At 72.9% G+C, this 11,800-nt stretch carries 12 protein-coding genes; 5 read left to right on the top strand and 7 right to left on the bottom strand.

The genetic code is table 11. The features are described 5' to 3' along the window. The first annotated feature begins 82 nt into the window (after window positions 1-82). Both ACFZDI_RS22410 and ACFZDI_RS22405 read left to right on the top strand, forming a co-directional pair. A complete protein-coding gene (locus ACFZDI_RS22410; protein ID WP_391252696.1) occupies window positions 83-1,324 on the top strand; it encodes an AAA family ATPase in 1,242 nt (413 codons plus the stop codon). Next, window positions 1,321-2,631 carry a VWA-like domain-containing protein gene (locus ACFZDI_RS22405; RefSeq protein ID WP_391252694.1) on the top strand — a complete coding sequence of 437 codons (1,311 nt, stop codon included), beginning with the start codon at window positions 1,321-1,323 and terminating at the stop codon, window positions 2,629-2,631. The genes ACFZDI_RS22410 and ACFZDI_RS22405 overlap by 4 nt, the downstream gene beginning before the upstream one ends. A 28-nt stretch (window positions 2,632-2,659) precedes the next feature. On the opposite strand, the gene ACFZDI_RS22400 is transcribed toward ACFZDI_RS22405, so the two are convergent. The 5 genes from ACFZDI_RS22400 to ACFZDI_RS22380 all read right to left on the bottom strand — a co-directional run bounded on the left by ACFZDI_RS22400 (window position 2,660) and on the right by ACFZDI_RS22380 (window position 5,819). Beyond that, window positions 2,660-3,547 carry an amidohydrolase family protein gene (locus ACFZDI_RS22400; RefSeq protein ID WP_391252692.1) on the bottom strand — a complete coding sequence of 296 codons (888 nt, stop codon included), beginning with the start codon at window positions 3,545-3,547 and terminating at the stop codon, window positions 2,660-2,662. Between the two features lie 89 nt (window positions 3,548-3,636). Next, the gene (pip, locus tag ACFZDI_RS22395; RefSeq protein ID WP_391252690.1) at window positions 3,637-4,599 is read right to left on the bottom strand and encodes a prolyl aminopeptidase; all 963 of its coding nucleotides are present in this window, start codon (window positions 4,597-4,599) and stop codon (window positions 3,637-3,639) included. Window positions 4,600-4,682: 83 nt separating this feature from the next. Next, a complete protein-coding gene (locus tag ACFZDI_RS22390) occupies window positions 4,683-5,093 on the bottom strand; it encodes a hypothetical protein (protein WP_391252688.1) in 411 nt (136 codons plus the stop codon). Window positions 5,094-5,192: 99 nt separating this feature from the next. Then, window positions 5,193-5,321 (bottom strand): hypothetical protein, encoded by a 129-nt coding sequence (locus ACFZDI_RS22385; RefSeq protein WP_391252686.1) that lies wholly within the window; start codon window positions 5,319-5,321, stop codon window positions 5,193-5,195. A 147-nt stretch (window positions 5,322-5,468) separates the two neighbouring features. Beyond that, entirely contained in the window at window positions 5,469-5,819 is a 351-nt protein-coding gene (locus ACFZDI_RS22380; RefSeq protein WP_391252685.1) for a winged helix-turn-helix transcriptional regulator, read from the bottom strand. A gap of 48 nt (window positions 5,820-5,867) precedes the next feature. On the opposite strand from ACFZDI_RS22380, the gene ACFZDI_RS22375 reads away from it, so the two are divergent. Beyond that, complete coding sequence (locus tag ACFZDI_RS22375) at window positions 5,868-6,800, top strand: NAD(P)-binding domain-containing protein (RefSeq protein ID WP_391252683.1); 933 nt, start codon at window positions 5,868-5,870, stop codon at window positions 6,798-6,800. Between the two features lie 3 nt (window positions 6,801-6,803). Here ACFZDI_RS22375 and ACFZDI_RS22370 read toward each other — a convergent pair whose 3' ends face one another. Next, window positions 6,804-7,694: a LysR substrate-binding domain-containing protein gene (locus tag ACFZDI_RS22370; RefSeq protein WP_391252681.1), complete on the bottom strand. Its 891-nt coding sequence runs from the start codon at window positions 7,692-7,694 to the stop codon at window positions 6,804-6,806. Window positions 7,695-7,793: 99 nt separating this feature from the next. Between ACFZDI_RS22370 and ACFZDI_RS22365 the strand changes: the two genes are divergently transcribed. Then, complete coding sequence (locus ACFZDI_RS22365) at window positions 7,794-8,159, top strand: nuclear transport factor 2 family protein (protein WP_234849850.1); 366 nt, start codon at window positions 7,794-7,796, stop codon at window positions 8,157-8,159. Between the two features lie 214 nt (window positions 8,160-8,373). Here the strand turns inward: ACFZDI_RS22365 and ACFZDI_RS22360 are convergent, their stop codons facing one another. Further along, on the bottom strand, window positions 8,374-9,363 hold the full coding sequence (locus tag ACFZDI_RS22360) for a LacI family DNA-binding transcriptional regulator (protein ID WP_234849849.1): 990 nt from the start codon (window positions 9,361-9,363) through the stop codon (window positions 8,374-8,376). 314 nt (window positions 9,364-9,677) lie between these two features. Between ACFZDI_RS22360 and ACFZDI_RS22355 the strand changes: the two genes are divergently transcribed. Further along, on the top strand, window positions 9,678-11,732 hold the full coding sequence (locus tag ACFZDI_RS22355; protein ID WP_391252679.1) for an RICIN domain-containing protein: 2,055 nt from the start codon (window positions 9,678-9,680) through the stop codon (window positions 11,730-11,732). Window positions 11,733-11,800 lie beyond the last annotated feature (68 nt).

Raw genomic sequence — 11,800 nt, 5'->3', positions numbered from 1 at the left:
CACCGAGACGCCCGAGACCTCCCACCGAGACGCCCGAGACCTCCCACCGAGACGGCCCACCACCGGCAACTGGTGATCACACATGCGCACTCACACCCCGTCCCCGCCCGACACCGCCACCCAGCTCGACGTGGCCGGCGAGCTGCTGGCCCTGCTGCGGGACACCACCACCGAACCCCGGCCCGACACCCAACTGGAGGCGCTCACCCTGGCCGTGGCCGCCGACCTGCCCGTGCTGCTGTGGGGCGAACCGGGCATCGGCAAGACCGCGGCCCTGACCCAGCTCGCCTCCGCCCTGGACCTGCCGCTGACCACGGTGATCGCCAGCGTGCACGAGCCGTCCGACTTCTCCGGGCTGCCGATCGTCGGCGACGACCCCGCCGAGCAGGGCGTGCCGATGGCCCCGCCGGACTGGGCCGTACGCCTGGTGCGGGCCGGGCGGGGGCTGTTGTTCCTCGACGAACTGTCCACCGCGCCACCCGCCGTGCAGGCCGCCCTGCTGCGGCTGGTGCTGGAGCGGCGCGTCGGCGCGCTGCGGCTGCCGCCGGGCGTACGGATCGTGGCCGCCGCCAACCCGCGCTCCTCCGCCGCCGACGGCTGGGAACTGAGCCCGCCGCTCGCCAACCGCTTCGTCCATCTGCGGTGGACCCACGACACCGACGTCGTCGTCCGCGGTCTCGGCGGGGTCTGGCCGCGGGCGACCCTGCCCCGGCTCGACCCGCTCCGGATGCCGGAGGCCGTGGACTTCGCCCGCCGCGCGGTGTGCGGGCTGCTCACCGCACGCCCCGCGCTCGCGCACCGGCTGCCCACCGGCGAGGTGCACCGGGGCGGGCCCTGGCCCTCTCCGCGCAGCTGGGAGATGACGCTGCGGCTGATCGCCTTCGCGACCGCGGCCGGCTCCTCCCGTGACGTCCTCTCCCTGCTGGTCAGGGGCACCGTCGGGGACGGGCCGGGGCTCGAACTGCTGGCGAGCCTGGACCGGATGGACCTCCCGGACCCCGAGACGCTGCTGGCCGATCCGGCCGGCGCGGTGCTGCCCGAACGCGGGGATCTGCGTCAGGCGGCGCTGGACGGGGTCGTGGTGGCGGTGCGCGAGCGCCCGGAGCGCTCCCGCTGGGACGCCGCCTGGGCGCTTCTGGTCAAGGCCCTGGAGACCGGCCCTCCGGACGTGGTGGTGGTCCCGGCGACCACCCTCGCCGCCCTGCGCCGCGACGACTGGGACGTCCCGGCGTCGATCGAGCGCCTGGCAGGGGTGGTGTCCCTGTCCCGCAGGGCGGACCGGACCACGGCCGCGGTCGCGGCAGCGGCGAAGGCGGGCCGATGACGCCGGCCGACAGCGACAGGGGGCCGAGCGGGGGCGGGCCGGGGAAGGCGCGCGGAAGCGGGGCCACCTCGGGGGCCGTCCCCGGGGCCCTCGACCGGGACAAGCTGTTCACCGCCCGCCTGCACGCCGCCCGGGTCCGCCCGTACCTCGCCACCGCCCTGTTCGCCCTGCACGTCGTCGAATCGCGGCGCGTGCCGACCATGGGCGTCGACCGGTACTGGCGGTGCTACGTCTCGCCGGGGTTCGTGGACCATACGCCCGTCGAGGAGCTGGCGGGCGTGTGGGTGCACGAGGTGTCGCACCTGCTGCGCGACCACCACGGGCGCAGTGACCGGGTCGCCCGGGAGCGCGGTCTGCACGGCCCGGGGGAGCGGCTGCGGATGAACATCGCCGCGGACTTCGAGATCAACGACGACGTCTACGGCGACGGCCTGGCCCGCCCCGAGGGCGTGGTCGATCCGGGCGATCTCGGCCTCTCCGAGGGTGAGTTGATGGAGGAGTACCTGCGGCAGTTCAGCCTCGGGCCGCGGGCGCAGGACCTGGCCTGGCTGGACTGCGGCAGCGGCGCCGACGGCCTGGACAGGGACTGGGAACTGGGCCCGGACGGGGCGCACGGCCTGAGCGAACAGGAGCGGGACGCGGTCCGCTTCCGGGTCGCGCAGGGCATCTCCGGCCGCCCGGGCAGGGCCCCCCGGGGCTGGCGGCGCTGGGCGGAGGAGGCCTTCCACCCGCCGCAGCCGTGGCGGGAGCTGCTGGGCGCGGCGGTCCGCTCGGCGACGTCCGGCCCCGGCGCGGGCGAGGACTACACCTATGGGCGGCCCGCCCGCCGTTCGACCGCACTGCCCGGCACGGTCCTGCCGAGTCTGCGCCGCCGGCCACCCCGCGTGTCCGTCGTCATCGACACCTCCGGCTCGGTCAGCGACGCCGAACTGGGCAGTGCGCTGCTGGAGGTCGCCGCGATCGCCCGGGCCGTGGGAGGCCGCCGCGACCTGGTCACCGTCGTGCCCTGCGACGCCTCGGCCGGGGCCGCACGCCGCCTGTGCCGCGCGGAGGGCATCCCGCTCACCGGCGGCGGTGGCACGGACCTGCGGGCCGGCTTCTCCCGGGCCCTGCGCACCCGCCCGGCCCCCGACGTCGTCGTCGTCCTCACCGACGGCCAGACCCCCTGGCCGGACACCCGGCCGCCGTGCCGCACGGTGGTGGGCCTGTTCCCCCGCCGCTACGAGAACCACGCCTACGACGAGTCCCACCCCGAGTACGTCCCGGACTCGCCCCCGGAGTGGGCCCGGGTGGTGGACATCGGCTGACCGGGGCGGCAGGCCCCGCGGCCCGGCCTCACAACCCGAAGAGCTTCGCCCCGTTGTCGTGGCACACCGCCCGCAGCCACTCCTCGCCGAGGCCGAGCCGCTCCAGGGCATCGAGCTGATGCACGTACGGATAGGGGATGTTGGGGAAGTCGGAGCCGAGCAGCACACGGTCGCCGAGGGCCGCCAGCCGAGGCAGGGCCCGGCGGGGGAGCGGCATGAGCGCCTCGGTGAAGTCGGTGAACGCCATCGTCGTGTCCAGCCGCACCTCCCCGTACCGCTCGGCCAGGTCGAGGAACTCCTCGTACTCGGGCATCCCCATGTGCGCGACGATCAGCCGGAGCCGGGGGTGCTCGGCCAGCACCCGCGCGATCGGCCCCGGGCCGGTGTGCTTGCCGGGCGCGGGACCGGAACCGCAGTGGATCACCACGGGGATCCCGGCCTCGGCCAGCAGGCCCCACGCGGGCCGGAGGAGTTCGTCGGCCGGGTCGTACGCGCCCACCTGCACATGCGACTTGAAGAGCCGCGCGCCCGCTTCCACGGCTTCCCGGACGTAGGCCTCGACGCCCGGCTCCGGGAAGAGGGTGGCGGTGTGCAGACAGTCGGGGGTGCGGTGCGCGAAGTCGGCCGCCCAGCCGTTGAGCCAGCGGGCCATGCCGGGCTTGTGCGGATAGAGCATCGAGGTGAACGCCCGCACGCCGAACCCCCGGAGGATCGCGGTCCGTTCGGCCTCCGCCTCCCGGTAGGTGATCGGCCACTCCAGTCCGCCGGTGAGCGGCCCGAGGGAGTCGAAGTACTCCCAGACCTTGCGCAGGACCCGCTCGGGCATGAAGTGCGTGTGCACGTCGACGAGGCCGGGGAGCCCGAGCCGCTCCCGGAAGCGGCGGACGGCGTCGGACTCGGCGGCGTGATCCTTCATGGTGCCCACCCTCGGGCGGAGCGGGGCGGCGGGGAAAGTACCGTGCGTGCAGGACGCGTGAGGCGTCCGTCACGCCCCCGTCGGCCGGCTCAGGTGTTCCGGAACCGGTCCGTGGCCGCCACGACGGCCGCTGTCGTCGAGGTCCCCGACAGCCCGTGGCCCTCCTCGCCGATCAGGACGAGCTCGGCGTCCGGCCAGGCCCGGGCCAGGTGCCACGCGACGTCCGCGGGGCTGCTGACGTCCATCCGGCCGTGGATCAGCACGCCCGGGATGCCGGCCAGCGTTCCCGCGTCCCGCAGCAGCGCCCCGTCCTCCAGGAACGCGGCGTGCCGCCAGTAGTGCGTGACGAGGCGGGCGAAGCGCATCCGGAAGCGCGGGTCGTCGTAGCGGGGGTCGGGCCGGTGCCCGGGCGCGGTGGAGACGTGCACGTCCTCCCACCGGCACCATTCCCGCGCGGCCCGCTCCCGTACGGCCGGATCGGGGTCGGCGAGCATCCGGGCGTAGGCGTCGGCCAGACTTCCCCCGCGTTCCGCCTCGGGCACGGCGTCCCGGAACCGGGACCACTCCTCGGGGAAGATCCGCCCCATGTCCCGGGTGACCCACTCGACCTCGCGGCGCGTGGTGTGGGTGACGCTGAAGAGGACCAGCGCGGAGACGCAGGCGGGGTACCGCTCGGCGTAGGCCAGCGCGAGGGTCGCGCCCCAGGAGCCGCCGAGGACGAGCCATGTCCCGATGCCGAGGTGCTCCCGCAACCGCTCGATGTCGGCGATCAGATGGCGGGTGGTGTTGGCGGCGAGCGAGGTCCGCGGATCGGCGGCATCGGGCGTACTGCGCCCGCATCCGCGCTGGTCGAACAGCACGATGCGGTACGCCGCCGGGTCGAACAGCCGCCGCCAGTACGGCCCCGCCCCGGAACCGGGCCCGCCGTGCAGCACGACGGCGGGTCTGCCCGCGGGGTTCCCGCAGGTCTCCCAGTACACGCGGTTGCCGTCCCCGACGTCGAGCATGCCGTGCGCGTACGGCTCGATGCCGGCGGGATGGAGCTCGGTCATGCGGGGTGCCCCCTCTCACCGTTCGTACGGTCGACGCGACGAGAGCCCGTCCGCCGCAGCCCGGCCGGGGCCGTGCGCCCCGACTACTTGATCTTGGCCCAGCCCTCGGGCGTCACCTTGTAGTGGTCCCCGTCGTCGGCGTCCATCCGCGAGCTGGCGTGCACGTGCACGTAGTCCCCCTCGTGGTGGTAGCGGAAGCCGCCCATCATGCCGACCACCGTGAAGACGACCTTCACATGGCGGCCCTCCGTGAGGGGAGCGAGCGGGGGCAGCAGGTGCTCGATCTCCTCGAAGCACCGGCCGGTCGTCTCGCGCATCAGGGTGTGGAAGTGGTGCTCCAGGGCGTCCGCCGGGGCGGGCAGAGGCCGCACCGTGACCGGTTCGAGGAGTTCCAGCAGGTGCGTGTGCCCGCGCTCCCGGGCGATGTCGACGGGGCGGCGGCCGTCGCGGGTGAGCTGGGTGCGCCAGGCGCCGTGCGCGATCAGCCGGGACACCACAGCGAACTCGGCGCCGTGCCAGGCCGCTTGATGCAGGGGGGAGAAACCGCTGCGGTTCCCGGGGCGGGGCAGATTGACCCACTCCGGCCACTCCCCCTACGCCTCGAACAGCCGCCCCCAGTCGGCGTCCCGCGCCAGGTCCGAGAAACCGTCCCGCCGGTCCAGGTACCACTGATTGAAGCGCGCGCGATCGGTGAGCCCGTCCCATTGCAGCAGCGTGATCACCGCCCCACGGTAACCGCCCCGGCTGCTCGGGCCGCCGGAGTACCCACCTTTTTGTGGGGACTTGGCAGGGCGTGGACGCCGGGTGAACCTGGTGGTGGGCGGCCGGTGAGGCACACGGTGGCGGAAGGGACGGAGGTGGTACCCGCATCAGGAGGCCGGCCGGGCAGCCTCGGCCAGCTTCTCCAGCCGACGGTGACCCCAGTCCGCCAACGGGGCCACCGCCTCGGCGAGTTCACGGCCGAAGTCGGTGAGGGAGTAGACCGTCTTCGGCGGCAGCACATCGTGCACCTCGCGGTGGACCAGTCCGTCCACCGCCATCTCCCGCAACGTCTCGGTCAGCACTTTCTCCGAGATGTCCGGCACGTGCCGGCGCAGCTCCGCCGGGCGGTGCGGGCCCGCTTCCAGCAGCCAGAGCAGGGTCGTCTTCCATTTGCCGTCGATCACGGCGATCGCGGCAGTCACTCCGCAGACGTTCGGATCCTGGCGCCGACGCGTCACAGTTGCCCCCTTTGTCATCAACTGCACCATCGAAGAGAAGAGTTCAGCATGTCTTCACCCAGCGTCACTCCGGCTCCGGAGCATTCCACCCGGACACGCGCCGATCACCCCGCCACCACAGTGACCGTCCTCGGTCTCGGCCCGATGGGCCGGGCCCTGGCCGGTGCGTTCGTCGACGCGGGCCTGCGCACCACCGTCTGGAACCGTACTCCGGGCCGCGACCGGGAGCTCCTGGACCGCGGCGCGGTGGGCGCGACGTCGGCGGCCGAGGCTGCGGCGGCGAGCAAGGTGACCGTCGTCTGCCTGGTGAACTATGAAGCCGTCGACGCCGTGCTGCGCCAGGACGAGGTCGAAGCCGCCCTCAAGGGCCGTACGGTCGTGAATCTGACCGCCGACACCCCCGCCCGGGCCCGGGACACCGCCGCTTGGGCCGCCGCGCACGGTGTCCGCTACCTGGACGGCGCGATCATGACACCCGCGACCACCATCGGCACGCCCGACGCGGTCTTCCTGAACAGTGGACCCGAGGACCTCTACCGCGAACTCGCCCCTGTCCGCGCGGCGCTGGGCGGCACCCATACCCATCTCGGCGAGGAGATCGGCCGGGCGGCGGCCTATGACATCGCCCTGCTCGACATCTTCTGGACGGCCATGGCCGGCTATGCGCATGCCATGGCGGTGGCCGGGGCCGAGGGCGTCACCGCCAGGGAACTGGCGCCCTTCGCCCGGGGTATCGGCGCGATCCTCCCCCCGTTGTTCGAGGAGACCGCCGTGGACGCCGACGCCGGCACCTACTCCGGCGAGGGCAACCCGCTCACCTCGGCAGTCTCGTCCATGTCCCACATCGTCCAGGTCTCCGAGTCGCACGGCATCGACGCCGGTGTCATGCGCGCCGCCGAGGGCATGGCCCGCCGCGCCATCGGACTCGGACACGGGCAGGACGGATTCATCCGCGTCGCGGAGGTCATCGGGCGGCGCTGACCGCTACACGGGGCCGACGGGCAGGCCGAACGCCCGCCCGCACTGCGTGAGCATCGCGCGCACCGCGGGACTCCGCCCCTTCCGCCAGACCAGAGCGAGCAGGGCCGGTGTCTCGACGTCGTCGACGGTGTGGACGACCAGCCGGTCCCGGTGCCGTGCGGCCATCGACTCACTCAGGACGCCGACCCCCAGCCCCCGCGCCGCGAGGTCCGCGACGGCGTCCGCGGCGCCGGCCTGCAGGGCGATCCGGGGCCGGAGATCCCGCGCGGCACAGGCTCCGTCGAAGACGGCCCGCAGACCGGTGCCCGGGGGCATGCACACGATCGGATGGTCGACGATGTCCCGCAGCGCGAGCCGCCGCCGTGCCGCCAGGGCGTGGCTCTCCGGGACGAGTGCGACGAGCCGTTCGCTGATCACCGTCAGCGACTCGAGGCCTTCCGGGGCGGCGGCCGTGCCGACGAGGGCCACATCGAGCGTGCCGAGGCGAACGGCTTCGACGAGCCGGTCGGAGCTGTCCTCCAGCAGGGACATCTCCACCCCCGGATGCGCGCGGTGGAACGCGGAGAGCGCCTCGAACAGGGGCGTGACAGTGCAGCCGACGACCATGCCGACCACGAGTCGGCCCCGGAGCACACCGGTCACCTCGCCCACCGTCTGCCTGACCGCTGCCGCCGCAGCGAGGGCCGCCCGGGCGTGGTCGAGTGCTGCCTTCCCCGCGGCGGTCAGCGTCGCGGTACGGGCCGACCTGTCGAAGAGCTCGGCCCCGAGCTCCCGCTCCAACTGGCGGATCTGGGCGCTGACTCCGGACTGGCTGATGTGCACCCGCTCGGCGGCCCGCGTGAAGTTCCGTTCCTCGGCGACCGCGACGAAGTACTCCAGCTGCCTGAGTTCCATGACTGGGAATTCTCACTTCCATCAGATCCATCTGTTGGACTTCTGATCACTGCCCGAAGACGCTGGACGCACCAAGACATCCCGACACCAGGAGGACCCGTGCCGGAGTACGAGAAAGCCATGCGCCCCGAGGACATCACCCGCCTGTTCGTCGAGCGGTCCAACGCCGGCGACGCCGCCGGAGTGGCCGCGCTGTACGAAGTGGACGCTGTGCTGGCCTACCCGCCCGGCCAACGGACGGTGGGGCGGGAAGCGATCGGCGCACTGTGGGAGAAGGTGCTGGCCGCAGGCCCCCGCTTCGAGCCGGAAGCGCCGCTGCCCACCCTGGTCAGCGGCGACATCGCCCTGACGTCGACCCCTCCGAAGGACGGGGCGGGTGCTCGCGCGCAGGTCGTCAGGCGCCAGGCCGACGGAAGCTGGCTGCGCGTCCTCGACCAGCCCGAGTTCACTCCTCCCACCGGCTGAGACCGAAGCGAACCGGCGTCCGCGGACACGACCCAGTGCCGCGGCAGGCAACGTTCGCCCCGTCGCGACGCCCGGCACGCCCTCTCGCCGCACCGGCCGTACGTCCAGTACGAGGGCTTCCGGCCGGCACTCCCCCAAGCTCTTCGAGCAGGGGGCACCCCCAGAGCACGCACGGACGCCGCTCCTTCACGGGCAAACGTTGCCTGCCGCGGCACTAGCTCGGCCGCCGCGCTCCCGTGCTCGCCCGCCGCACCAGACGCGTGGGCACCAGGGTCGTCCCGTGTCCCGTGCCGGACTCCCGCATCTTGCTGAGCACCCCCTCCACGCACAGCCGCCCCACCTCAGCGAAGTCCTGGTGGATCGTGGTCAGGGGCGGAAGGAAGGACGCGGACTCGGGGATGTCGTCGAAGCCGACGACGCTGACGTCCTCGGGGACGCGGCGGCCGCGTTCGTGGAGGGCGCGGAGCAGGCCCAGGGCCATCTGGTCGTTGGCCGTGAACACCGCCGTGCACTCCGGTTCGTCGGCCAGCCGCAGTCCCGCGCGGTAGCCGGACTCCGCCGACCAGTCGCCGCGGACCGGGGGCGGTGGCGTGCGGCCCGCCTCGGTGAGGGTGTCGCGCCAGGCGTTGGCGCGGCGCTGGGCGGCGAAGGAGCCCTCCGGGCCGGCCAGGTGCCACACCGTGTCGTGCCCGAGGTCCAGAAGGTGCCGTACGGCGTCCCGGGCACCGCCCGCCTGGTCGGTGTCGACGACCGTGTAACGGTCACCGGCGTCGGAATCGGCCACCACGACCTGCACACCGGGCGGCAGGGACACCGTCGCCGCGTCGAGCAGGTGGATCTCCATGATGACGATGACGGCGTCCACGGCGAGTTCGCCCAGCCGGGAGAAGGCGCCGTTCACCTCGTCCTGGGTGGGGACGGCCACCGGCAGCAGTGTGACGGCGTAGCCGTGCTCGGCGGCGGAGGTGGCGATGGCCTCCAGCGTGCGGATGTTGCCCATGGTGGAGAGGGAGAAGGTGATCACGCCGAGGGTGCGGAACTCGCCCCGGCGCAGCGCCCGCGCCGCGCTGTTGGGGCGGTAGCCGAGCTCCCGCATGGCGGCCAGGACCTGTGCGCGGGTGTCCGCGGTGACGCCCGGGAAGCCGTTGGAGACGCGGGAGACGGTCTGCGCGGAGACCCCGGCGAGCCGGGCGACGTCCGCCATGGAGGCACCCTGCCGGGGCCGGGCCGCGCGTCGTCGCGTACGACTCGTGCCGCCCGGCTCGCTCTCGCCGTTCACCGTGCCCACCCGCCCCTCGCCTCCCTCGACGCGCTCCCGGCGCGCACTTCGGGTCCGGAACGACTCCTTGACCCCTGAGATTCGGACAGTGTAGACATCCCGCCAGCGGATGTTTACGTAAACATCGCCTGGTCGAAATCGTATGCAAAGCCACCGAACCCGTACCAGTCGTACTACGCAGGCCTCGATCTCTGCGCCCGCCGGGACGCGCGGCACGCAGAAGAGCTGGAGTACTCGAGATGGCACACCGCACCCGTAAGAGAAGGCTCCTCGGGGCCATCGGCGTCACCGCCGTGGCGACCGGCACCCTCCTGGCCACGACGACCCTGCCCGCCGCGCACGCCGAGCCGGCCGGGGCCGTGGCCGCCGGGGTCACCGTCCGGCCCGACCCCTCCTACGCGGGGGACGCGTTCGAGGGCTGGGGCACGAGCCTGGTCTGGTTCGCGAACGCCACCGGCGACTACCCGCCCGCGGTCCGCGAGAAGCTCTACCGGCTCCTCTTCGGCGACGACGGTCTCGACCTCAACATCGCCCGCTACAACATCGGCGGCGGCAACGCCCCCGACGTCAAGGACTACCTGCGGGCCGGCGGCGCCGTCGAGGGCTGGTGGAAGGCCCCGGCGGGCACCACCCGCGAGGACGTCGACTGGTGGGACGCGGACGACCCGGCCGACTGGAACAAGAACGCGGACAAAACCCAGCGCTGGTGGGTCGACCGCATCAAGCAGGACATCACCCACTGGGAGACCTTCAGCAACTCCCCGCCCTGGTTCATGACCGAGAGCGGCTACGTCTCCGGCAACTTCGACGCCGGCAAGGACCAGCTGAAGACCGACTCCGTCGACGACTTCGCCGAGTACCTGGTGGGCGCGACCGAGCGGCTGGAGAAGGCGCACGGCATCAAGGTCGACACCCTCGATCCCTTCAACGAGCCGAACACCGAATACTGGGGCACCGAGCTCGGCCCCGACGGCGAGCCGGTCGGGGGACGCCAGGAGGGCGCCCACATCGGCCCCGAGCTCCAGCAGAAGGTGCTCCGCGCGCTGGCCCTGGTCCTGGACAAGTCCCGTTCGAAGGCGGAGATATCCGCGATGGACGAGACCAACCCGGGCATCTTCGCGACGAACTGGAACTCCTACCCCCAGGAGGTCCGCGACCTCGTCGGCCGGATGAACGTCCACACCTACGGCACCGGGCAGCGCACCACCGTCCGCGACCTGGCCAAGGCCGCCGACAAGCCGCTGTGGATGAGCGAGGTCGAGGGCGACTGGGGCGACGGCCAGAGCTTCACCGACATGCGGCCCGGTCTGGGCCTCGCCCAGCGCATGGTGGACGACCTGCGCGAACTGGAGCCCAAGGCCTGGGTGTTCTGGCAACCGGTCGAGGACTACGACAACATGAAGCCGGGCGGCGAGTCCGCGAAGGGCGGCAACTGGGGCGAGATCCAGCTCCCGTTCAGCTGCACCTCGAAGGACACCCTGAAGTCCTGCCCGATCCACACCAACACCAAGTTCGACACGGCCCGCAACTTCACGCACTTCATCAAGCCCGGCGACCGGCTGATCAAGACGGACGACACGTCCAGCACCGCGGCGATCTCCCGCAAGGGCGACGCGGCGACCGTCGTCCACGTCAACAGCGCCACCGAGGCGCACGAGGTGACGCTCGACCTGTCGAAGTTCGGCCGGGTCTCCTCCCGCGCCACGGTCACCCCGGTGGTGACCAGCTCCGACGGCAAGCTGGAGAAGCAGAAGCCCGTCCGGGTCTCCGGCAAGCGGGCCACGCTCGCCGTGCCCGGCCAGTCGGTGACGTCCTTCCTGGTCAAGGGAGTGTCCGGGGTCGCGAAGGACGCGGCCGAGCTGCGCACGGGCCACACCTACCGGCTCACCGGCGTCCAGAGCGGCAAGGACCTCACTCTCGCCGGCAACGGCACGGGCCTGGTCATCAGGACCCCGGACACGACCGACCCCAGCGGGCAGCAGTGGCGGGTGGCGCAGATCCGCGGCGAGGACAACCGCAAGCGGTACGTGCTGACGGAGACGGCTTCCGGCAAGCGTCTGGCCGTCCGTGACGGAGCCCTCGTCGCCGAACCCGACGAGGGCCGGCGCGACGACGCCGCGCAGTGGATCGCGTCCTCGACCGGCGACGGTTCATGGACGCTCGTGAACGCGGCGACCGGGCAACTTCCCGATGTCGGCGGCCAGTCCACGAACGACGGTGCCTCCGTCGGCGTCTGGCAGCCCAACTCCGGCTCCAACCAGCGCTGGAAGGTGACGGACGTGACGAGCGGCTGACCTCCCCGCACGCCTTCCGCAACGACGCCCCCGTTCGCCGACGCCCCCGCGCGACGGCCGACGGGGGC

This window comes from Streptomyces sp. NPDC007907 (assembly GCF_042959365.1).
GTDB lineage: Bacteria > Actinomycetota > Actinomycetes > Streptomycetales > Streptomycetaceae > Streptomyces > Streptomyces indiaensis.
Note: the sequence above shows the minus strand (reverse complement) of the source record. Positions and strands in the feature narration are given on the sequence as shown.

Bases quoted from the DNA above. Each gene is read 5' to 3' on its own strand.
- ACFZDI_RS22375 (WP_391252683.1), top strand. From the start codon at position 5,868: ATGTCTTCACCCAGCGTCACTCCGGCTCCGGAGCATTCCACCCGGACA.
- ACFZDI_RS22405 (WP_391252694.1), top strand. From the start codon at position 1,321: ATGACGCCGGCCGACAGCGACAGGGGGCCGAGCGGGGGCGGGCCGGGG.
- ACFZDI_RS22370 (WP_391252681.1), bottom strand. From the start codon at position 7,694: ATGGAACTCAGGCAGCTGGAGTACTTCGTCGCGGTCGCCGAGGAACGG.
- ACFZDI_RS22360 (WP_234849849.1), bottom strand. From the start codon at position 9,363: ATGGCGGACGTCGCCCGGCTCGCCGGGGTCTCCGCGCAGACCGTCTCC.
- pip (WP_391252690.1), bottom strand. From the start codon at position 4,599: ATGACCGAGCTCCATCCCGCCGGCATCGAGCCGTACGCGCACGGCATG.
- ACFZDI_RS22410 (WP_391252696.1), top strand. From the start codon at position 83: ATGCGCACTCACACCCCGTCCCCGCCCGACACCGCCACCCAGCTCGAC.
- ACFZDI_RS22400 (WP_391252692.1), bottom strand. From the start codon at position 3,547: ATGAAGGATCACGCCGCCGAGTCCGACGCCGTCCGCCGCTTCCGGGAG.
- ACFZDI_RS22355 (WP_391252679.1), top strand. From the start codon at position 9,678: ATGGCACACCGCACCCGTAAGAGAAGGCTCCTCGGGGCCATCGGCGTC.